Annotated in this window: 25 protein-coding genes; 15 read left to right on the top strand and 10 right to left on the bottom strand. The window is 68.5% G+C overall.

Annotation, left to right across the window (positions count from 1 at the left end; genetic code table 11):
* Positions 1-16: 16 nt before the first annotated feature.
* Both SD37_RS00535 and SD37_RS00540 read left to right on the top strand, forming a co-directional pair.
* The gene (locus tag SD37_RS00535; protein ID WP_037307451.1) at positions 17-712 is read left to right on the top strand and encodes an ABC transporter ATP-binding protein; all 696 of its coding nucleotides are present in this window, start codon (positions 17-19) and stop codon (positions 710-712) included.
* Positions 712-2,964 carry an FtsX-like permease family protein gene (locus tag SD37_RS00540; protein WP_044849446.1) on the top strand — a complete coding sequence of 751 codons (2,253 nt, stop codon included), beginning with the start codon at positions 712-714 and terminating at the stop codon, positions 2,962-2,964. The genes SD37_RS00535 and SD37_RS00540 overlap by 1 nt, the downstream gene beginning before the upstream one ends.
* Positions 2,965-3,177: 213 nt before the next feature.
* Here the strand turns inward: SD37_RS00540 and trmB are convergent, their stop codons facing one another.
* The 6 genes from trmB to SD37_RS00570 all read right to left on the bottom strand — a co-directional run bounded on the left by trmB (position 3,178) and on the right by SD37_RS00570 (position 8,183).
* Positions 3,178-3,861: a tRNA (guanosine(46)-N7)-methyltransferase TrmB gene (gene trmB, locus SD37_RS00545; protein WP_037307446.1), complete on the bottom strand. Its 684-nt coding sequence runs from the start codon at positions 3,859-3,861 to the stop codon at positions 3,178-3,180.
* 43 nt (positions 3,862-3,904) lie between these two features.
* Positions 3,905-4,447 (bottom strand): hypothetical protein, encoded by a 543-nt coding sequence (locus SD37_RS00550; protein ID WP_044849445.1) that lies wholly within the window; start codon positions 4,445-4,447, stop codon positions 3,905-3,907.
* 169 nt (positions 4,448-4,616) lie between these two features.
* The gene (locus SD37_RS00555; RefSeq protein WP_044849444.1) at positions 4,617-5,369 is read right to left on the bottom strand and encodes an ABC transporter permease; all 753 of its coding nucleotides are present in this window, start codon (positions 5,367-5,369) and stop codon (positions 4,617-4,619) included.
* Positions 5,366-6,286 carry an ABC transporter ATP-binding protein gene (locus SD37_RS00560; protein ID WP_065912732.1) on the bottom strand — a complete coding sequence of 307 codons (921 nt, stop codon included), beginning with the start codon at positions 6,284-6,286 and terminating at the stop codon, positions 5,366-5,368. Before SD37_RS00560 ends, SD37_RS00555 begins: the two co-directional genes overlap by 4 nt.
* Positions 6,287-6,465: 179 nt before the next feature.
* On the bottom strand, positions 6,466-7,215 hold the full coding sequence (locus SD37_RS00565) for an ABC transporter permease (RefSeq protein ID WP_044849442.1): 750 nt from the start codon (positions 7,213-7,215) through the stop codon (positions 6,466-6,468).
* Positions 7,216-7,244: 29 nt separating this feature from the next.
* Entirely contained in the window at positions 7,245-8,183 is a 939-nt protein-coding gene (locus SD37_RS00570; RefSeq protein ID WP_044849441.1) for an ABC transporter ATP-binding protein, read from the bottom strand.
* A 190-nt stretch (positions 8,184-8,373) separates the two neighbouring features.
* On the opposite strand from SD37_RS00570, the gene SD37_RS00575 reads away from it, so the two are divergent.
* Together SD37_RS00575 and SD37_RS00580 are read left to right on the top strand one after the other, a co-directional pair.
* Positions 8,374-8,964, top strand: a complete 591-nt coding sequence (locus SD37_RS00575) for a TetR/AcrR family transcriptional regulator (RefSeq protein ID WP_044849440.1) — start codon at positions 8,374-8,376, stop codon at positions 8,962-8,964.
* Positions 8,954-9,865: an SDR family NAD(P)-dependent oxidoreductase gene (locus SD37_RS00580; protein ID WP_044849439.1), complete on the top strand. Its 912-nt coding sequence runs from the start codon at positions 8,954-8,956 to the stop codon at positions 9,863-9,865. Before SD37_RS00575 ends, SD37_RS00580 begins: the two co-directional genes overlap by 11 nt.
* A gap of 20 nt (positions 9,866-9,885) precedes the next feature.
* On the opposite strand, the gene SD37_RS00585 is transcribed toward SD37_RS00580, so the two are convergent.
* The 3 genes from SD37_RS00585 to SD37_RS00595 all read right to left on the bottom strand — a co-directional run bounded on the left by SD37_RS00585 (position 9,886) and on the right by SD37_RS00595 (position 12,241).
* Positions 9,886-10,299, bottom strand: coding sequence for a VOC family protein (locus SD37_RS00585; protein WP_044849438.1), 414 nt, complete (start codon positions 10,297-10,299; stop codon positions 9,886-9,888).
* 80 nt (positions 10,300-10,379) lie between these two features.
* Positions 10,380-11,036: a response regulator gene (locus SD37_RS00590; protein ID WP_037307422.1), complete on the bottom strand. Its 657-nt coding sequence runs from the start codon at positions 11,034-11,036 to the stop codon at positions 10,380-10,382.
* On the bottom strand, positions 11,033-12,241 hold the full coding sequence (locus SD37_RS00595; protein ID WP_418189839.1) for a sensor histidine kinase: 1,209 nt from the start codon (positions 12,239-12,241) through the stop codon (positions 11,033-11,035). Before SD37_RS00595 ends, SD37_RS00590 begins: the two co-directional genes overlap by 4 nt.
* Before the next feature lie 195 nt (positions 12,242-12,436).
* On the opposite strand from SD37_RS00595, the gene SD37_RS00600 reads away from it, so the two are divergent.
* The 11 genes from SD37_RS00600 to SD37_RS00650 all read left to right on the top strand — a co-directional run bounded on the left by SD37_RS00600 (position 12,437) and on the right by SD37_RS00650 (position 24,301).
* Positions 12,437-13,960 (top strand): dynamin family protein, encoded by a 1,524-nt coding sequence (locus SD37_RS00600; RefSeq protein WP_051173906.1) that lies wholly within the window; start codon positions 12,437-12,439, stop codon positions 13,958-13,960.
* 148 nt (positions 13,961-14,108) lie between these two features.
* On the top strand, positions 14,109-14,588 hold the full coding sequence (locus SD37_RS00605; protein WP_044849436.1) for a YqeB family protein: 480 nt from the start codon (positions 14,109-14,111) through the stop codon (positions 14,586-14,588).
* On the top strand, positions 14,585-15,265 hold the full coding sequence (locus SD37_RS00610; RefSeq protein ID WP_044849435.1) for a TetR/AcrR family transcriptional regulator: 681 nt from the start codon (positions 14,585-14,587) through the stop codon (positions 15,263-15,265). Before SD37_RS00605 ends, SD37_RS00610 begins: the two co-directional genes overlap by 4 nt.
* A gap of 15 nt (positions 15,266-15,280) precedes the next feature.
* Positions 15,281-15,781, top strand: a complete 501-nt coding sequence (grpE, locus tag SD37_RS00615) for a nucleotide exchange factor GrpE (RefSeq protein WP_083254847.1) — start codon at positions 15,281-15,283, stop codon at positions 15,779-15,781.
* Positions 15,778-17,613 carry a dynamin family protein gene (locus tag SD37_RS00620; protein ID WP_044849434.1) on the top strand — a complete coding sequence of 612 codons (1,836 nt, stop codon included), beginning with the start codon at positions 15,778-15,780 and terminating at the stop codon, positions 17,611-17,613. Before grpE ends, SD37_RS00620 begins: the two co-directional genes overlap by 4 nt.
* A 92-nt stretch (positions 17,614-17,705) precedes the next feature.
* On the top strand, positions 17,706-18,425 hold the full coding sequence (locus SD37_RS00625) for a DUF6802 family protein (protein WP_044849433.1): 720 nt from the start codon (positions 17,706-17,708) through the stop codon (positions 18,423-18,425).
* A gap of 577 nt (positions 18,426-19,002) precedes the next feature.
* On the top strand, positions 19,003-20,826 hold the full coding sequence (locus SD37_RS00630) for a phosphoenolpyruvate carboxykinase (GTP) (RefSeq protein ID WP_037307401.1): 1,824 nt from the start codon (positions 19,003-19,005) through the stop codon (positions 20,824-20,826).
* An 83-nt stretch (positions 20,827-20,909) separates the two neighbouring features.
* A complete protein-coding gene (locus tag SD37_RS00635; protein WP_044849432.1) occupies positions 20,910-21,806 on the top strand; it encodes an LLM class F420-dependent oxidoreductase in 897 nt (298 codons plus the stop codon).
* Positions 21,803-22,408 carry an ABC transporter ATP-binding protein gene (locus tag SD37_RS00640; protein ID WP_044849431.1) on the top strand — a complete coding sequence of 202 codons (606 nt, stop codon included), beginning with the start codon at positions 21,803-21,805 and terminating at the stop codon, positions 22,406-22,408. Before SD37_RS00635 ends, SD37_RS00640 begins: the two co-directional genes overlap by 4 nt.
* Positions 22,402-23,649, top strand: a complete 1,248-nt coding sequence (locus tag SD37_RS00645) for a DUF6297 family protein (protein ID WP_052674783.1) — start codon at positions 22,402-22,404, stop codon at positions 23,647-23,649. Before SD37_RS00640 ends, SD37_RS00645 begins: the two co-directional genes overlap by 7 nt.
* 76 nt (positions 23,650-23,725) lie before the next feature.
* Positions 23,726-24,301, top strand: a complete 576-nt coding sequence (locus SD37_RS00650) for an EndoU domain-containing protein (RefSeq protein WP_037307397.1) — start codon at positions 23,726-23,728, stop codon at positions 24,299-24,301.
* Here SD37_RS00650 and SD37_RS00655 read toward each other — a convergent pair.
* Positions 24,298-24,573, bottom strand: coding sequence for a helix-turn-helix domain-containing protein (locus SD37_RS00655; protein ID WP_044849430.1), 276 nt, complete (start codon positions 24,571-24,573; stop codon positions 24,298-24,300). The two genes, SD37_RS00650 and SD37_RS00655, sit on opposite strands and share 4 nt — an antisense overlap.
* Between the last annotated feature and the right edge of the window lie 123 nt (positions 24,574-24,696).

Below are 24,696 nucleotides of genomic sequence, written 5' to 3' on the forward strand. Positions count from 1 at the left end.
ACTAGGGAGAATCACGGTGGAAGATCCACAGTGGACAGGGCAGCCGGTACTTTCCGGGCGGGGGCTCGTCAAGCGGTACGGCACGCAGTACGCGCTGGCCGGGATCGACATCGACATCCAGGCGGGGGACGCGGTCGCCATCGTGGGCCCCTCCGGCTCGGGAAAGACCTCCCTGCTGCACGTGCTCGCCGGGATCCTCCGCGCCGACTCCGGGCAGATCTTCCTCGCCGGACAGCGGGTCGACCAGCTCAACGAGCGCAAGCGCAGCGAACTGCGGCGCACCGAGTTCGGTTTCGTGTTCCAGTCCGGCATGCTCGTCGCCGAGCTGAGCGCCGAGGAGAACGTCGCGTTGCCGTCCCTGCTGAGTGGCAAGGGCCGCAAGGAATCCATCGAGGCCGGCCGTGAATGGCTGGCGAAGCTCGGTCTCGCGGGTAAGGAGAAGCGCCGCCCCGGCGAGCTGTCCGGTGGTGAGGCGCAGCGCGTCGCGATCGCACGGGCGCTGACGCACCGGCCGAAGGTGATCTTCGCCGACGAGCCGACCGGCGCCCTCGACACCCGCACCGGCCGCGCCACCATGGACGCGCTGCTCTCGGCGGCCGCCGACAGCGGGGCCGCGGTGATCGTGGTGACCCACGACCGCGAACTCGCCGAGGCCATGCCGCGTACGGTCTCCATCCGCGACGGGCTGATCGCGACGAGGTTGGCTGCGTAATGAACAGTTTCCAGCTGGCCATGCGGGTGCTCCGGGTCGACCGCCGGACCCGCACGTCGGCCATCCTCACCGCGGTCGGGGTCGCCGTCGCGACCAGTCTGGTGCTCCTGCTGGCCTCCCTCCCCGGTGCCACGCAGGCCCGTTCGCAGCGGGCGATCTGGCAGGACATCCACAGCTACTACTCCAGTTCCGGCGAGGCCCAGCGCCCGGCGCCGCTGCTGATGGCGGCGAACAAGGACTACTCGGGTGACCGTGAGATCACCCGGGTCGACATCGCCCAGACCGGCACCTCGCCGATGCTCAGCCTGCCTCCGGGCATCCCGAAGCTGCCCGGCCCCGGCGAGGCGGTCGTTTCGCCCGCGCTCGGGAAGCTGATCCAGTCGACGCCGTCCGCCCAGCTCGGGGACCGGTTCGGCAAACTCGTCGATTCGCTGGGCCCGGACTCCCTGATGTATCCGGAGCAGCTGGTCGCCATCGTCGGCCACACCCCGGAATCGATGCCGCAGTCGGCGCAGGCGGCGGACGGCTTCCCCGACAAGCAGGCCAAGCCCGATCCGCTGCTCGAACTGCTCGCCTGGGTCGGTGTGATCGTCCTGCTCGTGCCGAGCCTGGTGCTCGTCGCGTCCTCGGCCCGGCTCACCGCGGCCCGGCGCGAGGTGCGGATGGCGGCGCTGCGACTGGCGGGCGCGACGCCTGGTCAGGTGACGAAGATCGTCGCCGGTGAGACGGCGTTGTCCGCGATCGTCGGCGCGCTGCTCGGCATCCTCGTGGCACCGGCGCTACAGGGCCTCTCGACCTTCGTCCCGTGGGGCGGCGGGACCTGGCTCGCGTCGGACTTCAGCCTTTCGCTCGGCTCGACCATCGCGGTCGCCGTGGCGATCCCGCTGCTGGTCGTGTTCGCCGGGGTCCTCGGCATCCGCCGGGTGCTGAAGACGCCGCTGTTCGCGGCTTCGGCGCACGCTCGCAAGCCGTTGCACTGGTGGCGCCTGCTCGCGGTCCCCGTGTCCGGCGCGTTCTTCCTCTTCGCGGTCAGCCAGGAGAACGGCAACCTGGGGATGGTGATGTTCGGGCTCTTCCTGCTGGTCGCCTCGGCCGCGATCATCGGCCCGTGGGTCACCTCGGCGGTCGGCGGCACCTTCGTCCGGGTCTGGCGCAAACCGGCGTCGCTGCTGGCCGGGCGCAGGCTCCGTGACGACCCGAAGAGCGCCTACCGCGCCACCGCGGGTGTCGTCCTCGCCGTCTTCACCGGCTCCATGGCGCTCACGCTGCTGCCCTCGTTCGAATCGATGGCGGGCGGCGGCCGGACCTTCAAGGACGAGGTCCTCTACGCCGATGCCGACGTAGCCCAGGCACAGCAGGTGGTCGACAAGACCAACGCCACCCTCGCCCGCAACGGGATCACCGAAAAGGCCGTCGCGGTCGGCCAGGTCTACCTGGCGAGCGGTGAGATGCGGTCCGACGGCAGCCAGTCGCTGAACCGGGCCTTCGTGATGACCTGCGAAGACGCGGTGAAGCTGCTTCGGGTGAACATCGGTGGTTCGTGTCAGCCGGGACCCGCGATCTACAGCAGCTACAAGATCGACCCGGCGCAGTTCCGGGTGACGGGGAAGTGGAACCAGGCCGGGGTGCCGTTCGCCGCGAACATCCCCGCGCACACCTTCCCCCAGTCCGAAAAGGACACCTACAGCACGATCGTCATCGATCCGGCCCTGGTACCCGCGGGTGTCAAGCCGGAGAACGTCGACGTGGTCGTGCCGACGACGCCGTCGAACGGAGAGGTCGTGCGGACCGCGCTGGTCGGCGCGGCACCCGGCCAGGAGGTCGGCAGCCGCGGCCTGCACCTGATCGGCCAGCAACAGGAACTCGGCGACCTGCGCCGGGTCACCGTGATCGGCCTGATCGCGGCAGGCGTGCTCGCCGGCTGCAGCGCGGCCGTGGCGACCGCCGGTTCGGTGATGGACCGCCGCCGCACCTTCGGGGCGCTCATCGCGGCCGGGACACCGGTCCGGGTGCTGGCGAGGGCGCTGCGGATGGAGGCGGCCCTGCCCGCGATGGTGGCCACCATCGGCGCGGGTGTGGTCGGGATAGGCGTCGGTATGGGGCTCTACAGCATGGTCGAAAAGGACCCTGTCGTGCTGAGCCCGTGGCTGCTGGCGCCCGTGGTGCTGGGGATCGGGGTGGCGTTGCTCGGGGCATCCGTCTCGACCCCGGCGCTCAAGCGGGTGCAGTCGGAGCCGCTCGCCGACGAATAGAAAAGTTCGCCCGAATGGCGTCATGGCGCCCGGGCGGGCAGGTCTCGTGGGTGGAGTCGGTGGTTCCACCCACGAGCCGGGTGACCCGGTCGTCCCTCTGTCGGGGGAGGGACGAACGGGCACCGGGACGCGCAGGGGGCGTCCCGCGGGCGCGGGGTGTACAGAAAGGGCCGGTCAGGACGGGGGACGTCCTGACCGGCCCTTTCAGGCGCTTCAGACCCGTTCGAAGATCAGGTCGTGCGAGATCCGGCCTTCGACGTCGGCGCGGTTCTCGAACTTGGTGATCGGGCGCCAGTCCGGGCGCGGGGCCCAGCCGCCGGGCTCGTCGGCGTGGCGGTTGCGCAGGAGCGGTTCGGCCGAGCAGACCTCCATCATCTGCTCCGCGTAGTTCTCCCAGTCGGTCGCCATGTGGAAGGTCCCGCCCGGCGCGAGCCGCGAGGCCACCAGCGAGACGAACCCCGGCTGCACGATCCGCCGCTTGTGGTGCCGCTTCTTCGGCCACGGGTCCGGGAAGAACAGCCGCACCCCGGCCAGCGTGCCCGGCTCGACGTGCTCGGTCAGCAGGATGACCGCGTCACCGTGCATCAGCCGCAGGTTCTTCACCCCGAGCTTCTCGGCGCGCAACATCAGCTGGCCGAGGCCCGGGTCGTACACCTCGACCGCGACGTAGTTGAGTTCCGGCGCCGCGGCGGCGAGCTGGGACGTGGTCTCGCCCATGCCCGAACCGATCTCCACCATGACCGGGGCCTGCCTGCCGAACCAGTCGTCGAAGTCCACCGGTCCTTCGGGCAGCTCGCCGACCGTGCGGCCGAGCGACGGCCACAGCTCGTCCCACGCTCGCTGCTGCCCGACGGTCATCCGGCCGCCGCGTTTGACATAACTGACCACGCTGCGCATCCGTGGCTGGTCCTCGTTTTCCACCCACCCATTAAACGTGGGGTTACCGGGACGCTTCGAACTCCCCCAGCCGCGAGCGCAGGCCCGCGAATCCGGCGACCGCGATCGGCGGTGGCGTCGTACTGGAGTGGGCGGGGAGAACGTCGATCCAGCCGTCGTGGCGGCTGGTGTTCAGCACCGTGGTCGGGATCGAATGCCCGGACGCTCCGCGTTCGGAAGGCATGAACTCCCAGTACCCGGATTCGCCGTCCGCGGCCCACGGGACGAATTCCCAACCGGGACGCCTGCCGAGCAGGCCGGCGATGCGATCTTCGATGCGGAAACCGAGTTCCCGCGATTCGAGTCTTCCGTCCACGACGGCGCGAAGCCACCACGGTGCGGGGATTTCGCCGTGCATTCCACTGGACGCGCGGTACAACGCGACAACGACATCTTCGGGTGCGCGGTGCACCCAGGCGCGGCGAATATCGGATGGCCGGGTCGCGGACGCCACCGTGCGGGGCAGTTCGATCGCCTGTGACCATTCGAGGTCGAGCATGGGCTCGAGCCGCGGCTGCGTGCTTTCCGTGCGGGCTTTCGGGATCATGCGTTCTACTCCCTGACCGGAATCCACCGTCAAGGATCACCTCCGGGGCCGAGAGCCGAAAAATAGGCTCATCCCGAGCATCGCCCGGTGACGAACAGTATGTCCGCTTCCTGTGAGAGAAGCCACAGCCTCTTAACGTGGACTTAACTCCTTTGGAGGCGGTAAAAGCTCACGCGTCCCTTCGATGGGTGATCATCAGCCCAGCTGTATAGACAACCACACAGATGCCCGCGAAATAAGCCAAATAACCCCATGGCCCCAGGGGCAGGTGGAGTTTCAGCATGGAAACCGTCAGATCCGGCCCCGAAAATTGATTCGCCGCGAAGAACGGCATCCAGGGGTAGATGTCGTCGCCCACGCGCGGAATCAGCACGATGAGACCCTCGATCAACTGCGTCCAGACCAACGCGAAGCCGAGCGCGAAACCGGTACTGCGGAACAGCAGTCCGAGACCGACGCCGAGGAGACCGGTCAGCAGGAACGTCGCGCCCTGGCCCGCCACCGCGCGCCAGTCGGCGCCCGAGGCCAGCCCCAGGTCGGCGGCCGGTTTGATCAGGTACGCCAGCCCCCACGAGCCGAAGCCGACGAGCAATCCGATCAGTCCCGAGAACACCCCGACGACGACGCCCTTCGCCAGCAGGATCGGCACGCGGGACGGCACCGCCTGGAAGCTCAGCTTCATCGTGCCCCAGTTGAACTCGCTCGACGCCGTCAGGATGGCGAGCACCAGCACCACGGTGCGGCCGAGGGCGCTCGCGGTCTGCGTCGTGGTGACGGTCGTCTCTTCTTCGAGCGGCACGAAGCCGAAGAACAAGGCGGTGTAGGCGAGGGCGAGGACGACCGCGATGGCGGCGCACCAAAGGGGCGCGCGCGTGCTCTGCAGCTTGATCCGCTCCGCGCGGAGCAGGTTCGCCGCGGTCATCGGACCACCCCCGGGGCCTGGCCGGTGCCGTATTCGACGGCTTCGGCAGTGAGTTGCATGTACGCCTGTTCGAGAGACCCGGTGAGCGGGCTCAGCTCGTGGAGGGTCGCGCCCGCGGCGAAGGCGAGCTCGCCGATGTCGTCGCTGTCCATTTCGGACACGATGAGCGCGCCGTCCTCCTCGCGGAACGCGGCGCCCTTCGCGGTCAGCGCCGTCCGCAGCTCGGGCAGATGCGGGCTGCGGACGCGCACGCCGAGGCCCTTCGCGCGGCCGATGAAGTCTTCCATCGTGCCCTGGTAGATCAGCTTGCCCCGGCCGATCACGACGAGGTCCTGCGCGGTCTGCGCCATCTCCGGCAGCAGGTGGCTGGACACGAACACGGTGCGCCCCTCGGCGGCGAGCGCGTGCATCATCCGCCGGATCCACACGATGCCCTCGGGGTCGAGGCCGTTGACCGGCTCGTCGAACAGCAACCCCCGCGGGTCGCCCAGCAGCGCCGTCGCGATCCCGAGCCGCTGCAACATGCCGAGGGAGAACTGCCCGGCCCGTTTGCGCGCGACCGATTCCAGGCCGACCAGCCGGAGTACCTCGTCGACCCGGTTGTCGGGCAGGCCGTTGGTCGCGGCGATCCAGCGCAGATGCTCGCGGGCCGTACGGCCGGGAAGCCGCCACGACGCGTCGAGCATCGCGCCGACCGTCCGAAGTGGATCATGGAGTTCGCGGTAGGCCTTGCCGTCGATGCGCACCGAACCGGCCGTGGGATTGTCGAGTCCGAGCACCATCCGCATCGTGGTCGATTTCCCCGCCCCGTTGGGGCCGAGGAATCCGGTCACGCGACCCGCTTCGGCCGTGAAGGAAAGGTCGTCGACGGCGATCTTGTCGCCATAGCGTTTCGTCAGCCTCGTGGCCTCGATCATCGGCCCTCCCTCCGGTGGATTTCCGACAGTACTCAAAGCCGGGTCCCGGGGCCGGTCATGAGGAAAGGACCGGGCTGCCCCCCGATGTGGCGGCCCGGTCCTTGTTCCCCTTTTTCTCCCCGTCCGGTCGCGTCACTCCCCCGAGCTGCGCGACCGGCTTTCTCCCCTGTGGAAAGTCCTTACGCGTCGCGCTTGTTCGCGACGACCAGCGAGATGATCAGCAGCACCAGCGCGAAACCGGCGAAGTAGGCCAGCGCCCCACCCTGGCTCAGCACCGAGTCCGACAGCGGCGGGCCGTCCATCTGCCCGGTGCCCGAGCCGCGGACGAACTTGTCGGCGACGTTGAACGGCATCCACTTGTGGATGTCCTGGCCGAGCTTCGGGATGAGCTGGACCAGGTTCTCCACCGCCAGGTTGTAGATCAGCAGCAGGGAGATCGCGCCGGCGCTGTGCCGGATCAGGATGCCGACGGCGACCGCGATCACCGAGGCGAGCGCGAACACGACGCCGACACCGGCGACGCTGATCCACTCGCCGGTGGTGTTCAGCGCGAGGTCTTCCGACCGCATGACGGCGGCCAGGCCCCAGGCGCCGAACGCGGCGATCTCGCCGATCACGAGAGACAGGATGGCGACGACACCGGTCTTGGCCAGCAGTGCCGAGGTGCGGTTGGGCACCGCCTGGAAGGTGGTGCGGATGGTGCCGAAACGGTATTCGGTGGTCACCGAAAGCGCGGCGAGCACCATGATCACGGCCATTCCGGACTTGTAGCCGAACTGGGTCAGGCTGACGTCGGTGAGTTCACCGGCGGGGGCGTTGCCGGCGATGATGGCGGCGAAACCGATCACGACCGCGAGGGTGATCAGCGCACACCACCACGGTGAACGTGTGGTGAACAGCTTGATGCGTTCCACGGCGAGCAGAGTCATGGCTTTTCTTTCCTCACGAGAGTCAGCGGCTACTGGGCGGCGGCGACCACTTCGGCGGCTTCGGCTTCGAGACCGGTGTGGTACTCGACCGAATCGCCGGTGATCTGCATGAAGGCCTGCTCCAGGGAGCCGGTCTGCGGGCTGAGCTCGTGCAGCACGATCTGGTTGGCCGCGGCGATCTCGCCGATCTTGTCACTGTCCAAACCGGACACGACGAGTGCTTTGCCCGTGTCGGTGACCTGTGCGCTCGCCAGCGTCAGCGCGGAGCGCAGCGCGGGCAGTTGCGGCGACCGGACCTTGACGGTGTTCTCGGCGGCCCGGGAAACGAAGTCTTCGGTGGAGGACTGGGAGATCAGCTCGCCCTTGCCGATCACGACCAGCTGACTCGCGGTGAGCGCCATCTCCGAAAGCAGGTGCGAGGAAACGAAGACCGTGCGGCCTTCGTCGGCCAGCCGGTGCATGAACTTGCGGATCCAGAGGATGCCTTCGGGGTCGAGCCCGTTGACCGGCTCGTCGAAGAGGAGGACCTCGGGGTCGCCCAGTAGCGCCGCCGCGATCCCCAGTCGCTGCGACATACCGAGGGAGAATCCGCCGGCGCGCTTCCCGGCGACGCTGGTGAGCCCGACGATTTCGAGCACCTCGTCGACCCTGGCCATCGGGATCTTGTTGGACTTCGCCATCCATTGCAGATGTGCCCGCGCCGATCGGTTCGGGTGCACCCATTTGGCGTCCAGCAGCGCGCCGACCGTCCGCAGCGGATCCTTCAGCTCGCGGTAGAGCTTGCCCCCGATGCGCACCGAACCCGAAGTCGGGTTGTCCAAGCCGAGGATCATGCGCATGGTGGTCGACTTGCCCGCCCCGTTGGGGCCGAGGAAACCGGTGACCTCCCCTCCCGCGACGGAGAAGGACAGGTTGTTCACCGCCAGTGTCTTGCCGTACCGCTTGGTGAGGCCCACTGCCTCGATCATGTCTGCTCCCCTCGGCGACTGCGAAAACAATCGTCGTCCATGTGGGTGGCCGAGCGCGTCATCCTGAGGTGCCAACCTGGTACCCGACCTGAGACGTAGCTTGCCGTCTCCCGGCGGCGTACGCGATCGGTGATGTCCCTGAGAACGACCCTGATTCGCGAGGGTTAATGAACCATGGTTCAATAACTGCATGGCGAGGCCCCGCACCATCACCGACGAACGACTGCTGACCGCGGCGGAGACCGTGATCGGCAGGATCGGCCCGGGTTTCACGCTGGCCCATGTGGCGGCGGAGGCCGGGGTCGCGGTCGGCACGGTCGCTCAGCGGTTCGGCTCGAAAAACGGCCTGTTGCAGGCGTTGAGCCGGTTGAACACGCGAATCGTCGTCGAGCGGATGCGGGAACGCGGCGAAGTGGCCGATCCCGTGGAAGGTCTGCGGGCGGCGGTCATCGTGATCTACGAGGGCCTTGGCGACGCGGAGACGGCGGCGAACCATCTCGGGCAGCTGGGGGTGGACATCGGGGATCCGGAGCTTCGCGCGCTGCTCGGTGCGCATTTCGCGGCGGTGGAAGCGGAATTGCGGCGATTGACGAGGGCGGCGGTACGCGACCTGCCGGACGCGCCGGGTGTCGTCCGCGCGGCACGAGTGCTGCTGGGGGTGGCCAACGGGGCCGCGCTGGACTGGTCGATCCGGCCGAAGGGCCGGTATGTCGACCGCGTGGGGCAAGACGTGGACGCGGTGCTGACCGCGTGGAAGGGAAGTGTCCGAAGTGGATCATAAAGTAGCGGTGGTCACGGGGGCGACGCGTGGCTGTGGCCGGGCGATCGCGGTGGAACTGGGCAGGCTCGGCTGGACGGTGTTCGTCACCGGCCGCACGACGCGGGAACACGGGTCGCCGATGAAGCGGCCGGAGACGATCGAAGACACCGCGGAACTCGTCGACGCGGCGGGCGGCCGGGGGATCCCCGTCCGCGTCGACTTCACCGAAGTGTCCGATGTGGACGCGCTGAAGGCGCGGATCGAATCCGAAGTGGACGGCCGGATCGACGTCCTGGTCGATGACGTCTGGGGCGGCGACCCGTTGGCGGACTTCGAAGGGGCGTACTGGGATTCCAGTCTCGACGACGCGCTCACCCTGGTGCACAACGCGCTCGACACCCATCTGATCGCGTTGCACCGGCTCCTCCCGCTGGTCGTGAAGCGAGAGGGCGGGCTCGTCCTCGAGGTCACCGACGGTGATCACGACGAGTACGTCGGCGCGGGGATCCCGTACTTCCTCGCGAAGTGCGGTGTCCGCGCGATCGGCAGGGCGCTGGGGGCCGAACTGAAGAAGTACGGCTGCGTCGGCATGACCGTGACGCCGGGCTTCCTGCGGTCGGAGGCGATGCTCGACTACTTCAAGGTCACCGAAGAGACGTGGCGGGACGCGGTCGGCAAGGCCGCGCCGATCGACTTCGCCATCTCGGAGACCCCGGCGCTGCTCGGGCGGGGCGTCGCGAAACTGGCGACCGACCCCGAGGTCTCGCGGTTCGCGGGCAAAACGCTGGCCTCGTGGACGCTGATGAACGAGTACGGCTTGACCGACGTCGACGGCTCACGCCCCGACTTCGGCAAGTGGATGGCCGAAGTCAGGGACGCGGGCAAGGATCCGGAGACGGCGGATCACGCCCTGTACCGCTGAGTCACCGTGCTGGCCGGGAGCTACTTCTTCCCGGCCAGCACGTCCAGGTAGTGCTGGTTGAACATCACGCCGAGGACGTTGCCGAACGGGTCCACGACGGCCGCCGTCACGAAGCCCGGCCCCCGCTCGATGATCGGTTCGTACTCCTTCGCGCCCTTCGCGAGCAGTTTTGCGAAGGCGTCCTCGACGTTGTCGACCGCCCAGTTCGCGATGGCGCCGCCAGGGCCGGGCTGGGCCATCGCGGGCCGGTAGTCGCCGCGGACGATGCCGAACTCGTGCTGGTAGTCGCCGATCCGGAACTCGGCGTACGCCGGCTTCTCGTCATGGCCGTCGCGCACGAAGTACGGCTCGATCCCGAAGAGGTCGGAGTACCACTCGATCGCGGCGGTCATGTCGTCGGCGTAGAACGTGGTGGTGGTGAGTCCTCGCAGCATTTCCTTCTCCTCCAGTAGCGGCTCTGGAGACAAGGATCCACCGCAAAGTGCTCACCGAATGACCACTTTTCCGGAGCGTTTCAGCTGACGCCGGGGCGGGCCAGACCGGTCTCGTACGCGAGCACCACGGCCTGCACCCGGTCCCGGAGATCCAGTTTGGACAGGATCCGCCCGACGTGCGTTTTCACCGTCGCTTCGGACAGGAACAGCGTCTCGGCGATCTCCAGGTTCGAAAGGCCCTTCGCGATCAGCACGAGCACCTCCCGCTCCCGCTCGGTGAGGACGTCGAGTTCGGCCGCGTCCCGCATCGGCTTCCCGCCACCGCCGACGAACCGGTCGAGCAGCCGCCTGGTCACCGAAGGCGAGACCACCGCGTCACCCGAGGCCACCGCCCGCAGCGCCGACACCAGGTGATCCGGCTGCGTGTCCTTCAGCAGGAACCCGCTCGCCCCGCCCTGCAACGCCGAATAGACGTACTCGTCCAGATCGAACGTCGTCATGACGAGCACCCGCGCGGTCCCGGCCTCGACGATCCGCTTCGTCGCCTCGACCCCGTCCAGCACCGGCATCCGGACGTCCATCAACACGACGTCCGGCCGCAGTTCCTCCGCGAGGCGGATGGCCTGGGCCCCGTCACCGGCCTCACCGACGACATCGATGTCGGCCTGCGCGCCCAGGACCATCCGGAACCCGACGCGCATCAATTCCTGGTCGTCGACGACCACCACTCGGATCACGTCGCCAACCTAACCGGGAGCCTCGCGTGCACTTGCCATCCTCCGCCCGGAGCGGGTCCGACCTCCAGCGTGCCGCCGAAGACGTTCGCCCGTTCCTTCATTCCGATCAAACCGTTCCCGCCGGGGACCGTGAGTCGCCGCGGCCCGGCGGGTGCTCCATGGGGAGCCGCCTTCGTGGCGGTGGGCACGAGTTGCTTCGCGCCACCGGCGCCGTCGTCGGTGACCCGGACGTCGATCACGTCCGCCTCCCGGCGCACCAGCACCTCCGCCTGCGCGCCCTGCCCGGCGTGCTTGAGGGTGTTCGTCAGCGACTCCTGGACGATCCGGTACACGCCCAGCGAGACACCGGCGGGCAGCCCGGCCAGCGCTTCCGTGCCGATCGCCAGGGTCACCGGCACTCCCGCCTGGCGGATGCGGTCCGCCAGGTCGGTCAGCGCGCTGGCGTCCGGCTGCGGCACGCGCGGCTCGTCGTCGCCGTCGCTGCGGAGCACGTCCAGCAGCCGCCGCAGCTCGGCGAGCGCGCCGCGGCCGGTCTCCGAAATCGTCTGCAAGGCCCGCTTGGCCATCTCGGGATTCCCGTCGACCGCGTAGGACGCGCCGTCGGCCTGCACGACCATCACGCTCACCGCGTGCGCGACGACGTCGTGCAGCTCACGGGCGATCCGTCCGCGTTCCTCACCGACGGCGATCCTGGTCGCCTGGTCCCGTTCCGTCTCAAGTAGATGCAACCTGGCTTCCACCTCCTCGTGATAGGCGCGCCTCGCGCCGGCGAACTCGCCGAGCGTCCAGCACAGGGCGCTGGAGAAGACGCCGATGATCGCCAGCACCCACACGTCCTGCGGCGGATCGGCCCACAGCTGGAGCCCCGAAATGGTCAGGGTGGCCGCCAGATACAACAGTCCTTGTTTGCGCCCGACGTAGACCAGCACCGAATAGATGCTGATCATCACCGCGAACGCGCTGGCCGCGCCCAGCTCCAGTGCGCCGTGCGGGATGCCGATCAGCAGCACCAGGTACGCCGACCACAGCGTCGCCTTCCGCCGGAAGACCAGCGGCGCGACCATCACGATGTCCAGCGGCACCGCCACGTACCAGGGCGGCATCGGGAGTTCCGGCGTCTCGACCGCGGCCACGTAGATCAGCAGGTCCGTGAACAGCAGGACGACGGCGATGAAACTGTCCCCCGCCATGGGGTGGGCACGCATCCAGAGGCTCAACCGTCGCACCTGGTAACACTATGTCGGCCCGGGGCGCTCGCGCGTCGGTCGCCGGTACCACCTTCGGTGCGACCCGAGGATGAGCGGCATGGCACGATTCGACTCGGCAAGCTTGGCGACTGGGAGGGGGCAGGCGTCGTGACGTCAGCGACGGAGCAGGGGCGGCTCGCCGGCCCGTTGTCGATGTCGGTGGCCAACCTCTGCCATCGCCTGCAGCCTCAGGTGTCCGCGCGGACCGCGGCCGGCTTCGCCGAAGTGCTGCGCAGGCTGGGCGGTCCGCTGCAGGTCGCCGTCGCGGGCCGGATCAAATCCGGGAAGTCCACGCTGGTCAACGCCCTGATCGGGCGCCGGGTCGCGCCGACGGACGTCGGTGAGTGCACCCGGCTGGTGACCCGGTTCCAGTACGGCACCGTCGACCGCGTCGAGATCGTCTTCAACGACGGCCGCAAGCAGGTACTGCCCTTCGCCGCCGACGGGATGATCCCGGCCGAGCTGGGCATCGAGATCGACAAGGTCTCGCATATCGAGGCGTACCTCACCAACGCGGTCCTGCAGGGGATGACCGTCATCGACACCCCCGGCCTCGGCTCGCTCGACGCCGCGTCGGTGTCACGGACCGAGCAGCTGCTGGGCGCGGCGAAGCATCGCAAGCCCGACGATGGCGAAGAGGACGAAGAGGGCTCCGACGAGCTGGACGACACTTCGCGCAACGCCGTCGCGGGTGCCGAGGCCGTTCTCTACGTCGTCACGCAGGGCGTGCGCGCCGACGACCAGCAGGCGCTGGCCGCGTTCACCGCCGCGACCGCGAGCCGCGAGGCGGGCCCGGTGAACGCGATCGCGGTGCTCAACAAGGCGGACACCATCGCGCCGGAGTCGGTCGAAGGCTCGGGCGGCGACGTGTGGAAGGCCGCGACGCTGTTGTCGGAGAAGCAGGCCGCGACGCTGAAGCCCCGCGTCGCGGACGTGCTGCCGGTGATCGGGTTGATCGCGGAGTCGGCGGAGTCCGGCGGGTTCACCTCCGGCGACGCCGAGGCGCTCCGCCAGCTGGCCGAGATGGACGACGACATCCTTGAGACCATGCTGATCTCGGCGGACATCTTCACCAGCTGGGACTGCGACGTCGCGGCGGGCACCCGGCTGCGGCTGCTGGAGAAACTGGACCTGTTCGGCGTCCGGTACGCCGTCGAAGCGATCCGGAAGGAACCCGAGATCACCGCGGGTTCCCTGCGACGGAAGCTTCTCGACGCCTCCGGCCTGGAAGCCGTCCGGCAGCGGCTGAGCATCGTCTTCGCCGCCCGCGCCGACGGCATCAAGGCGGCCGCCGCCCTGGCGTCGGTCACCGCGCTGGCCCACGCGTCGGGCGACCCGGCCGAACGGCAACGCGTCCACGACGCGATCGAGGTCCTGCTCGCCAAGCCCGAGGCGCACCAGCTCCGGCTGCTCGAAGCGCTCACACTGGTCGCTTCCGGCGCGGTCGACATGCCCGAGGACCTGGCAGAGGAGGTCCTGCGGGTCGGGAGCAACGCCGACATCGGCGCCCAGCTCGGCAAGCCCGGTGCCTCCCGGGCCGATCTCGCGGCGCACGCGCTGGAGCGCGCCGGCTGGTGGCGCTCCTTCGCGTCCTTCGGCGCGACGCCCGCCCAGAGCCGCGTCGCGCACGTCGTGCACCGCGCGTACTTCCTCATCTGGCAGCAAATCCGCGACTGACCCCCGCGTCCAGCTCCCTGCATTTCGTCCTCTGGATGCGGTACTTGCACGCGCAACTACCGCATCCAGAGGACGAAACGCGTCGCGTTTAGCGGGCTAAAGGCGACCCGAGATTGATAAACCGAGCGCTCGGTCTAATAATGGGCGCATGGAAACGATCGTCGACGAGCCCCAGTGGCTGCGTACGGCCTCCTGGCTCGGTTGCCCCCTGGCCGGCGCCGCGCTCGGGTGGTTCCTCCAGTCGATCTCGGGCTGGGTGGTCTCCCTGAGCTGGGTGCCGTTCAAGGGCCCGTTCCAGCTCGTCTCGGACATCCCCCGGCCCTGGGGCGCGATCGCCGGGATCGGCGCCGGCCTGGTCCTGGGCCTGCTGTTCGCCGGTGTCTGGGCGCACGAGCGGCTCATCGTCAAGGTGACGCCGTCCCGCATCACCCTGCTCAAGGAGGGTCGCACCCGCGCCTTCGAGGCCGAACTCGAGGCCGTCTTCTTCGACGGCAAGGAACTCGTCCTGCTCGCCGCCGACGGCCGGGAACTGGTGCGGGAGAAGGCCGACGTCGATCGTCAAGCCGTCGCCAAGGCCCTTCTCGACCACGGCCATCCCTGGCGCGACGAGCCGCCGACGGTGAAATGAGGACGGTCGACCCGGCCAAATACGAGGCGAAGCGCCGCGCGATCCTCGACGCCGCCGCGGGCTGCTTCGCGATGAAGGGCTTCGAGAAGACCACGACGGCGGAGATCTGCCGCGCGGCCGGGATCAGCACCGGCAGTCTGTTCCACTACTTCCCGAACAAGCGGGCGGTGTTCGTCGGCATCTTCGAACAGGACGCCGACGAGACCGCGGCCCTGCTCGCGGCCGCCGGGGAGATCGAAGACCCGTGGGAGGCCATCCTCCACGTCATCGCCCACGTGTCCGAACAGCTGCTGCATCCGGTGGCGGCCAAGCTCGTCCTCGAGGTCGCCGCGCAGTGCTCCCGCGACGCCGAACTGGCCGAACTCGTACAGGGCAACGACCGCGGCCTGCGCGACGGTCTCGTCGGCATCGTGACGCGGGCGGTGGAAGCGGGCCGGATCGACCCCGGCCTCGAACCGGAGGTGGTGGCCAGCTGGCTGGTCGCGTTGGTCGACGCACCCCTTTCACGCGTGATTCTGGAACCGGACCTCGATCCGACGGCGGAACTCGCGGTGATGAAGGAGCTGATCACCAGATTCCTCCGCCCCGTTCTGCCGATTCAGCCCCCGGACGACGGAGAAGTATCCGACACTGGTGAAATCTCTCCGGGCCGATCGGGAAGCCCGGGACATCAGTGACGGGGGTCGGTGCGGGTGGGAGCGTGGCTGCGTAAGAAGGCCGTCGAGACCGTGGACATCGAAGAGGTGAATCCGGACGACGTGCCGACCGGCCAGATCGCGGCGGCGATCATCGCCGAAGCCGCCGGAGAGACTTTGCCCGCCGAGGGAACCGAGACCGTCGCGGTCGCGTCGAAAACCGATGTGGAGTCCACGACCACGGGTCCGGCCGACCTCGAACAGGCTCTCGCCGACCGGCAGGCGCTGATCCAGCTCTGCCTGTACGCCCTCGATCGCGCCCGCAGCGGTGGCGTCGTCGAGCGGCTCGAACACGGTCTCGCCGGTATCGGCGTCCGTGCCCTGCGCCCGGACGGCGAGCGGTTCGACCCCGCCGTGCACGAGGCAGGCGGCGCGGTCGCGACCGAGGATCCGGCACTCGAAGGGCTCGTCGCGGAAACCGAGGTCGTCGGCTTCGCCGATCACGACCGGGTCCTGCGCGCGCCGATCGTCATCGTCTACGCGAAGAAGGCCCAGTGACCGCTCCGAGCGCGGCGGCAGGCCTGCCCGCGGTCGTGAAGAGCACGCGAGAACAGCTCCTCACGGTCGTCCGCGAAGCCGATCCGCAGGCCGCGAAGTGGGTCGAGGACATCCGGAAGGCCCGGCCGAAGAAGCCGTCGGTCGTGGTGGTCGGCGAGACCAACCGCGGCAAGAGCTCGCTCGTGAACGCGCTCCTCTCCATGCCGGGACTGTCCCCTGTGGACGCCGACGTCGCCACGGCGACGTACCTCGTCTTCGAGCACGCCGAGCAGTGGTCCGCGCAGGCCTGCTATCCGGGGCAGCTGGCGCCGGTGCCGATCCACCTGAACGACCTGATCCGGTGGGTCTCGGCCGCGCACGAACTGCCCGAGGGTCAGATCCCGCCGCGTTACGTCGAGGTCTCCGGCCCGGTCCCGCTGCTCGAACGCGTGTCCATTGTGGACACGCCTGGCGTCGGCGGGCTCGACTCGATGCACGGCGAGCTGGCGAAGGAGGCGGCGGCGGGCGCCACCGCGCTGCTGTTCGTCGTCGACGCCTCTTCGCCGTTCACCGCGCCGGAACTGCAGTTCCTGCACGACATGGGCGAGCGCGTCGAGACCGTGCTGTTCGCGCTGACCAAGACCGACCAGTTCCGCGGCTGGCGCGAGGTCCTCGAAGCCGACCGGCGGCTGCTCGCCGAGCACGCTCCCCGGTTCGCCGACGCGGTCTTCCACCCGGTGTCCGCGCGCATGTTCGAGACGGCGGCCAAGGCGCCGAACGAGCAGATGGCCATGATGCTGCGGGAGAAGGCCGGTATCGCCGCGCTCCAGGGCGCGTTGCAGGAGATGCTGGTCGGCCGCTCGGCGATGCTGGGCGAGGCCAACACCCTGCGCGCGCTGTCGAGCGCGCTCGGCGAACTCAAGGCGAAGCTGCAGGCGGAAAGCCGTGCGCTGTCGGCCGGTGAGGCCGAGGCGGAACAGCTGCGGCAGCGCCGCGACGACCTCACCACCGAACGCCGGTCTTCGACGCGGGGCTGGCAGCTGAAACTGCGCGCGGAGATCCAGCGGACCCGCGTCGAGGTCGGGCACGAGACCAGCAGGCAGATGCGCGACGCGTCGACGCATTTCCGCCAGCGCATCGACGGCGCGAAGCGGGACGATCTCGCCGCGCTGCCGCAGCAGGTGGACATCGCGCTGCAGACGACGTCGCAGCGGATCTCCATGCTGCTCTCCCAGCGGCTCAACCAGGTCACCAACGTCGCGCTCTCGGAGCTGTTCTCGGCCGAGGAGCTCGACATCATCCGCGGTCAGTTCGCCAGGGCGGGTGGTCCGCCAGTGGTGCTGCGGCCGCCGGACAAGAAGCCGCCGACGGCCGAAGACAAGCTGCTCATCTTCATGGGTGTTTCCGGCGGTCTCGGCGCCGGGAAGGTCGCGGCGCTGCCCTTGGCGGGTGTCGCGATCCTGAACCCGGTGATCCTGCCGGCCACGATCATCATCGGCCTCGGCGCCGGCTGGTGGATGGCGCGGACCCGCAAACACGCGTCCGACAAGCAGCACATGAAGCAGTGGCTGGTCGAGGCGATCGCCGACGCGCGGTCCACACTGGACCAGCTCGTCGCCGAACAGCTGATCGAGGCCGAACAGCAGCTGTCGATGGCGCTCGACGAAGCCCTCGGCCGCCGTATCGACGCGATCGAGGCGGAGCTGAAGGAAGTCGACAAGACGATCAAGATGGGCGCGCAGGAACGGGCGAAGAAGATCTCGGCCGTCGCGAAACGCCTGAAGGACGTCTCCGACGGCCGTGACCGCGCCGAGGCGCTGCTCGGCCGTATCCGGTCACTGCGGGACGCCTGACCAGGGCGGCCCTGTTGTGGACCGGAACCGAACGGGCCTACGGTGAGTCATAAGCTTCGACACACCAGTCAGGTCAACGAGGGGGTTATCCCATGTGGGTCGACGAGAGCGGCGGCACGGACACCGAGGCGGGCTCCACGGAGGCGGTCACGGTCCACGTTGACGGCGAGGAGTACCAGGCCGAGCTCAACTACGACCTCGACAAGGACGGCGTGAACGACGCCGCCGTCATCCAGCACGACGACGGCACCGGCCAGGCGTTCGTCGACACCGACGGCGACGGCGACGCCGACCAGTACGCGGTGCTCGACGAGAACGGCAAGGTCGTCCAGGAGGCCGTCTACGACGAGGCCGCCGGCGCCTGGGTCGAAGCCGGTGGCGGCAGCGGTTCCGACGGCTCCGACGCGGGCACCAGCGGCACCATGCACGCCGACATGCCGAACGGTGACGTCGAGGTCGGCCCCCCGACGATCGACACCGACGGTGACGGGACCCCCGATACCGCCGTCATCCAGACCGAGGACGGCCGCACGATCGCGTTCACCGACAAGGACGGTGACGGCAAGGCCGACATCGCGGTCGAGACGGACGCTTCGGGCAACTCCAAGACCTACGAGCACACCGGCCCGGGACAGTGGACCGAGACCAACAGCGGGGTGGTCAATGAGGACATCGGCTCCGCCTTCGCGAACACCCCGGCCGCCGTGGGCGACCCGGCGGGCGACGCGGCGTGGGGTGGCGCGGGCACCGAAACACTCGAAGGAGTGGCGAAGATCGATTCCGCCACCGGCCAGTGGATCAGCCCGAACTGAATCCTGAAATGGACTAAACCAATACGGGTACCCATTAGCGCTTGCGATGAAGGGCGCTTTCCCCGCATCGCATGCGGGGAAAGCGCCCTTCGCCGCGTGAGATGAGGGGAAAGTCCCCTTCGGCCACGCTCGCCCGTCCCCCACAGCCGGTCAGAGCCACCGCCTCGGTCCCCGGCCTGCAACGACCCCGCTTCCTCGGAACCCGAGGACGAAAAGGACTCATTGTATTAGGCGAAATGATGTAATTCTGGTCACAGAAGAGCCCGGCACGAGACGTCGTGCCGGGCTTTCTCATGTCCGATTCGGCTCCTGCGTTGTGCCATCGATCACCGGAAGAATTTTTGCGTATGGCCCATTCCGGTGATACTGAATCGATTCCCTTATCGTTCTTGTGAGAGAACCGACAGGTCAGCTCTCGGTTACCTGCCGGTCATCCGGCTACTCTCGGGGAATCCCAAAACCTGCACGCCGGTCTTCCCGCCGGTGTGCGAAGCCATTCGGTCGCCGGCATCGAAGCCCGCATCGGAACAGCGTCGTTCCCGGTGTGGGCTTCTGCCGTCGGAAGTCAGGAGTAGAGATGACCGCAGTCGCCATCCCCGGACTGGAAAAAGCGCCGACGACGCACAGCGGCGTGCTGTCCTGGGTCCGGGAGGTCGCCGAACTGACCACTCCGGACCGTGTGGTGTGGGTCGACGGGTCCGACGAAGAGGCCGCGCGTATCAACGCCGAACTGGTCGCCGCCGGCACGTTCGTGCAGCTCGACGCCAAGCCGAACTCGTACTGGGCCGCCTCCGATCCGAATGACGTCGCCCGTGTCGAAGAGCGCACCTTCATCTGTTCGGAGAACGAAGAAGACGCCGGTCCCACCAACAACTGGATGGACCCGGCCGAGATGAAGGCCACGATGACCGAGCTGTACCGCGGGTGCATGCGCGGTCGCACGATGTACGTGATCCCCTTCTGCATGGGCCCCCTCGGCGCCGAAGACCCCAAGCTCGGCATCGAGATCACCGACTTCGCCTACGTCGTCGCCTCCATGCGCGTGATGACCCGCGCCGGCAAGGCCGCGCTGGACAAGTTCGTCACCGAGGACGGCACCGAGCGCGAGTTCGTCCCGGCGCTGCACTCCGTCGGCGCCCCGCTGGAGCCCGGCCAGAAGGACGTCTCGTGGCCGTGCAACACCACCAAGTACATCTCGCACTTCCCCGAGAGCCGGGAGATCTGGAGCTACGGCTCCGGCTACGGCGGCAACTCGCTGCTGGGCAAGAAGTGCTACTCGCTGCGCATCGGTTCGGTCATCGCCCGTGACGAAGGCTGGCTGGCCGAGCACATGCTCATCCTCAAGCTGATCTCGCCGGAGGACAAGGTCCACTACGTCGCGGCGGCGTTCCCGAGCGCCTGCGGCAAGACCAACCTCGCCATGCTGCAGCCGACCATCCCGGGCTGGCGCGCCGAAACCCTCGGTGACGACATCGCGTGGATGAGGTTCGGCGAGGACGGCCGTCTCTACGCGGTGAACCCCGAGTTCGGGTTCTTCGGCGTCGCGCCGGGCACCGACTGGCACACCAACCCCAACGCGATGCGCACCATCGAAAAGGGCAACACGGTCTACACGAACGTGGCGCTCACCGACGACGGCGACGTCTGGTGGGAGGGCATGGGCGAGAAGCCCGCGCACGCCACCTCCTGGAAGAAGCAGGACTGGACGCCGGAGTCGGACGAGAAGGCCGCGCACCCGAACTCGCGTTACTGCACGCCGATGTCGCAGTGCCCGATCCTCGCGCCGGAGTGGGACGACCCGCAGGGCGTGCCGATCTCGGCGATCCTGTTCGGCGGCCGCCGCAAGACGACGGTTCCGCTGGTGAACGAGGCCCGCGACTGGCAGCACGGCGTGTTCATGGGCGCCACCATGTCGTCGGAGACCACCGCGGCCGCCGCCGGCGCGGTCGGCAACGTGCGCCGCGACCCGATGGCCATGCTGCCGTTCCTCGGCTACCACGCCGGTGACTACTTCAAGCACTGGCTGGACCTCGGCAAGAACGCCGACGCGAACAAGCTGCCGAAGATCTTCTACGTCAACTGGTTCCGCCGCGGCGACGACGGCCGCTTCCTGTGGCCGGGATTCGGCGAGAACTCGCGGATCCTGAAGTGGGTCATCGACCGCGTCGAGGGCAAGGGCAACGCGAAGGAGACCCCGGTCGGTTTCGTGCCGAACGCCGAGGACCTCGACACCGAGGGCCTCAAGGAGCCGCTGGCCGACATCCAGGCCGCGCTGGACGTCTCCGCCGACGAGTGGCGCCAGGAACTGCCGCTGATCGAGGAGTGGTTCGAGAAGATCGGCGACAAGGTCCCGGCTTCGCTGCGTGACGAGCTGGACGCGCTGAAGCAGCGTCTCGGCTGATCCAGAACACCGGAGAAGGCCTCATCCTCATGGTCATGCCAGAGGATGAGGCCTTCTTCTTTCGCGCTGGGTAACGTGATCTCATGACCACTGGAGGGAAGCCCAAGCCGTTCAAGTTCGGGGTCAACATGATCGTCCCCGAGAGTCGCGCGGCGTGGGTGGGGAAATGCCGGAAGGCCGAGGATCTCGGCTTCGACGTCGTCGGCGCCGCGGACCATATCGGGATGGCGCCGCCCTTTCCCGCACTCGTGCTCGCGGCCGAGGTGACCGAGCGGGTGCGGCTCAACACCTTCGTCATCAACACCGCCTTCTACAATCCCGTGCTGCTCGCCCGTGACGTCACCGGCACGGACCAGTTCACCGAAGGCAGGCTGGAACTCGGCCTCGGCGCCGGATACGTGAAGTCCGAATTCGAAGCCGCGGGGATGGAATTCCCGCGCGCCGGCCAACGCGTCGACCATCTCGAACACACCATCAAAGAACTCAAACGGCTCTATGCGGACGAAGCCCACAAACCGGAAACCGTGCAGAAACCGGGGCCGCCGCTGATGATCGCCGGTCGCGGTGACAGGCTGCTGGGCCTCGCCGCCGAACACGCCGACATCATCGGATTCACCGGTACGAAGGCCGTTCCCGACGGCGGCGCGCTGGCACCCGACGACGCGGACGGAATCGCGGAGCGGGTGGACTTCGTCCGCGGGAAACTGAACGGCCGCGACGTGGAATTGAACCTTCTCCCGCATTTCGTCGCGGTGGTCGAGGATCGGCAGAAGGGGCTGGAGAATCTGCGTGAACTCGTCAAAGGGCAATTGAGTGTCGACCAGCTCGCCGTGCTGCCGACGGCGCTCGTCGGCACGCACGAGCAGATCGCCGAACAGCTCCTGGCGCATCGCGAGCGGTTCGGGTTCAGCTACTTCACCGTGCTGGAACACAATATGGAGGCACTCGCCCCGGTGATCGAACTGTTGCGCGCCCCATGATCGACGTACGTGGTCTCGGCGTCCAGGCCGGGGAGCACTGGTTGTTCGAGGCCCTCGACTTCGAGGTCGAGGCCGGCGAATGCGCGGTCATCGTCGGCCCGAACGGAGTCGGGAAATCGACCCTGCTGCGGTGCCTGTACGGAACGCAGACACCGCAGCGGGGCCGGGTCGTCGTCGCGGGCGGGAAACCCGATGAACGCGATTTGTCCTTCCGCCGCAAGGTTTCCGTGTTGTTCGACGATTCCGATTTCTTCGCGGAACTGACCCCGTTGCAGCATCTCGAACTGCTGGAGGGCTCGTTCGGTGCCGATCTCGGCGACTTCGACGCGCTTCTCGCGGACGCGGGCCTTTCCGAACGCGCGAAGGTCACCGCGGGCAAGTTCTCCGCCGGGCAACGCCGTCGCCTGCTGCTCTTGGGCGCGACGGCGCGGCCACACGACGTACTGCTGCTCGACGAGCCAGAACGGGCGCTCGACGTCGCCGGGAAGGAATGGCTGACGTCGTTGATCAAGCGTTCGACCGACGCCGGGGCGGCCGTCGTCGTGGCCACGCACCATCCTCCGCTGCTCGAAGCGGCCGATTCCACCCTCGAGTTGTGGTGACCACGAAAGCCCCCACGCGTGTCCCGGGACGACAGCGCTTCGGCGGGGTGTTCAACGGAGATTACCAGACGTTTCTGGCGCTGTTCGGGGGCGGCGCGCTGTTCACCGCGTTCGAGAACCTGCCGAAACTCCATGCTTTCCTTTTTGGACAGTCTCTTGTGGACTTCCCCGCGGTGTTCGGTCTGCTGATCGTGCTGTGCGCGATCTTCTGGCGCAGCCTGTTGCGTCGAGGCTTCGTCTGGGCCGAACCGGCGGCGCTGACGTGGATGGACTTCGCGAGCGTCGACAGGCGCCGCGTCGTCGTGAAGCGGATGTGGACCCTGTGGTGCGGCCTGGTCGTCGTGGTCGGCTACACCGGCGCGCTGGTCACCGCGATCGGTGGCGGCTCGAAGGACGTCTGGATCGCGATGGCGGCGTTGACCGCCTCCGGGGCGATCCTGGCCGCCGTCACCGCGCGGCGGACGGCGATCCGCGGGGAAACGGCGGGTCCGGTCGTACTCGCGCTGGCCGGGCTGGCGGTGGCCGCGGCCGGACTGGGCCCGATCGCGGTCGAGCTGCTGGCCGGCGCCCTGTTCGTGGTCGCGATCGCGGTGGCCTTCGGTGGCCGGCCGACGTCCGCGGCCGGGCGCGGGGACCTCGTCGACGGCTGGAACGCGCGCCTGCTGCGGGCGATGGCCGCCGTCTTCATGGACCCCATGCTGCTGATCCCGGAGTCGCGGCCGGTGCCGTGGCTGTCGCTGCGGCGCCCGACGACGCTGCGGCTCGCGTGGGCCGGGGTGCTCGGCCGTCTGCGCTACGCGGCGGCCGGTGTGGTGCTCGCCTGCCTGGTGGGCATCGGTCACCTGGCCTTCCCGGCCGTCCCGGTGGGGGCGATGTTCGCGCTCGGCGCGTACGCGGCGCTCGTGCCATTCGTCGGCGGGCTCGGCGAACTGTGGCGCAACCCCGGCCGCAAACGCTGGCTCGGCGCGTCCGACTGGGAGTTACGGCTGGTCAACGGCCTGGTGATCGCCGCGCTGGGCCTCGTATGGGGCGGTTTGCTCGGCCTGGTGACGCTGACGCTCGGCGTGACCCCGGCCTGGCCGGTGTGGCTCGCGATCCCGCTCGCCGTCGTCGCCGCGCTGCGGACGGCGACCCGGCCGCCGATGAACTACGACGTCAGCGGCGGCGCCGCGGGATTCCAGGCACTGCGAGGCGTCGACCTGCTGATCGTCGGCTCGATAGTGCTCTCCGTGAGCACCTGAACTCACCCGTTCCCGCGTTCGGATCATTCGAATACTCCGAATGCGAGTTACCCTCGGTGCGACGAAGGGAGCACGAGTGGGCGGCGGGCACGCACCGGGAAAGGGACGGCGGGCGACCAGCGAGTTCCCCGCGGGCTGGACCGACGAGCAGATCATCGCGGTGATCAAGGACGTCGCGAACGATCCGAGCGAACCTCGTCGCAGACAGCACAACGGCCGCTGGCGCTGCGCGGGCGAGCGGTACGGCGTGCATCTGATCGTGCTCGTCGAGGACAACGGGCACGTCAAGACGGGATATCCCGTCGCGGGTCCCGGCGTGGTCCGCAATCCCGACACCGCGGCCGACCCGGCGAACCCGACCGTCGCCGACCTGGCCGCCGGCCGCATCAGCTTCTTCGGCGAAAGCCTGCTCGACCAGATCGCGGACCGCGTCGCGCCGGACGTCCTGGCCTTCTACCGGACCCTGCACTGGTCGGGTGAGTGGGAGGAGCTTGCCGACGTCCTCATCGCGCACGCGGTGAACGAGGACCTGCGGCTCGGGGTGGACGAGTTCGCCACCCTGGAAAGCCTGCTGAACAGCTTCGACCTGCCGATCGACGGGTTCCTCTACCTGAACGACCGGGCCCACGCCCTGGCGACTCTGCGCCCTTAACTCGCTTCGGCGACTTCCCCGTCGTTGCCTTCCGCGGCCGTCCGCAGCGTGTCCAGCGGCAGCCCGACGGCGTCCGCGATCGCCGCCACGGTGAAGAAGGCGGGCGTCGGGATCCGGCCGGTCTCGATCTTGCGGAGTGTCTCCACCGAGATCCCGGCCTCCGCGGCGACCTCGACCATGCTCCGCGACGCCGCCGCACGCGCGTCCCGGAGCACCAGCCCCAGCCGCTCGCCACGTTCGCGTTCCTCGCCCGTCAACGGCACTCGCACCATGGACCCAATAGTAATACCGGCCCCTCTCGTGAGTGGTAATGACGGTTCTAACCGTCATCACCACTCACGAGACCGGAGTTACCCCCAGCCTGTGGACAACTCTGTGCACAGGCTGGGGACGGG

It is taken from the genome of Amycolatopsis orientalis (assembly GCF_000943515.2).
Taxonomy (GTDB): domain Bacteria; phylum Actinomycetota; class Actinomycetes; order Mycobacteriales; family Pseudonocardiaceae; genus Amycolatopsis; species Amycolatopsis orientalis.

What these genes read in the sequence shown, in the direction of transcription:
- SD37_RS00625 (WP_044849433.1), top strand. Translation starts at nt 17,706, where the DNA reads ATGTGGGTCGACGAGAGCGGCGGCACGGACACCGAGGCGGGCTCCACG.
- SD37_RS00555 (WP_044849444.1), bottom strand. Translation starts at nt 5,369, where the DNA reads ATGACCGCGGCGAACCTGCTCCGCGCGGAGCGGATCAAGCTGCAGAGC.
- SD37_RS00585 (WP_044849438.1), bottom strand. Translation starts at nt 10,299, where the DNA reads ATGCTGCGAGGACTCACCACCACCACGTTCTACGCCGACGACATGACC.
- SD37_RS00640 (WP_044849431.1), top strand. Translation starts at nt 21,803, where the DNA reads ATGATCGACGTACGTGGTCTCGGCGTCCAGGCCGGGGAGCACTGGTTG.
- SD37_RS00550 (WP_044849445.1), bottom strand. Translation starts at nt 4,447, where the DNA reads ATGATCCCGAAAGCCCGCACGGAAAGCACGCAGCCGCGGCTCGAGCCC.
- SD37_RS00655 (WP_044849430.1), bottom strand. Translation starts at nt 24,573, where the DNA reads ATGGTGCGAGTGCCGTTGACGGGCGAGGAACGCGAACGTGGCGAGCGG.
- SD37_RS00575 (WP_044849440.1), top strand. Translation starts at nt 8,374, where the DNA reads ATGGCGAGGCCCCGCACCATCACCGACGAACGACTGCTGACCGCGGCG.
- SD37_RS00540 (WP_044849446.1), top strand. Translation starts at nt 712, where the DNA reads ATGAACAGTTTCCAGCTGGCCATGCGGGTGCTCCGGGTCGACCGCCGG.
- SD37_RS00595 (WP_418189839.1), bottom strand. Translation starts at nt 12,241, where the DNA reads ATGCGTGCCCACCCCATGGCGGGGGACAGTTTCATCGCCGTCGTCCTG.
- SD37_RS00560 (WP_065912732.1), bottom strand. Translation starts at nt 6,286, where the DNA reads ATGATCGAGGCCACGAGGCTGACGAAACGCTATGGCGACAAGATCGCC.
- SD37_RS00630 (WP_037307401.1), top strand. Translation starts at nt 19,003, where the DNA reads ATGACCGCAGTCGCCATCCCCGGACTGGAAAAAGCGCCGACGACGCAC.
- SD37_RS00600 (WP_051173906.1), top strand. Translation starts at nt 12,437, where the DNA reads ATGTCGGTGGCCAACCTCTGCCATCGCCTGCAGCCTCAGGTGTCCGCG.
- SD37_RS00565 (WP_044849442.1), bottom strand. Translation starts at nt 7,215, where the DNA reads ATGACTCTGCTCGCCGTGGAACGCATCAAGCTGTTCACCACACGTTCA.
- trmB (WP_037307446.1), bottom strand. Translation starts at nt 3,861, where the DNA reads ATGCGCAGCGTGGTCAGTTATGTCAAACGCGGCGGCCGGATGACCGTC.
- SD37_RS00570 (WP_044849441.1), bottom strand. Translation starts at nt 8,183, where the DNA reads ATGATCGAGGCAGTGGGCCTCACCAAGCGGTACGGCAAGACACTGGCG.
- SD37_RS00605 (WP_044849436.1), top strand. Translation starts at nt 14,109, where the DNA reads ATGGAAACGATCGTCGACGAGCCCCAGTGGCTGCGTACGGCCTCCTGG.
- SD37_RS00610 (WP_044849435.1), top strand. Translation starts at nt 14,585, where the DNA reads ATGAGGACGGTCGACCCGGCCAAATACGAGGCGAAGCGCCGCGCGATC.
- SD37_RS00635 (WP_044849432.1), top strand. Translation starts at nt 20,910, where the DNA reads ATGACCACTGGAGGGAAGCCCAAGCCGTTCAAGTTCGGGGTCAACATG.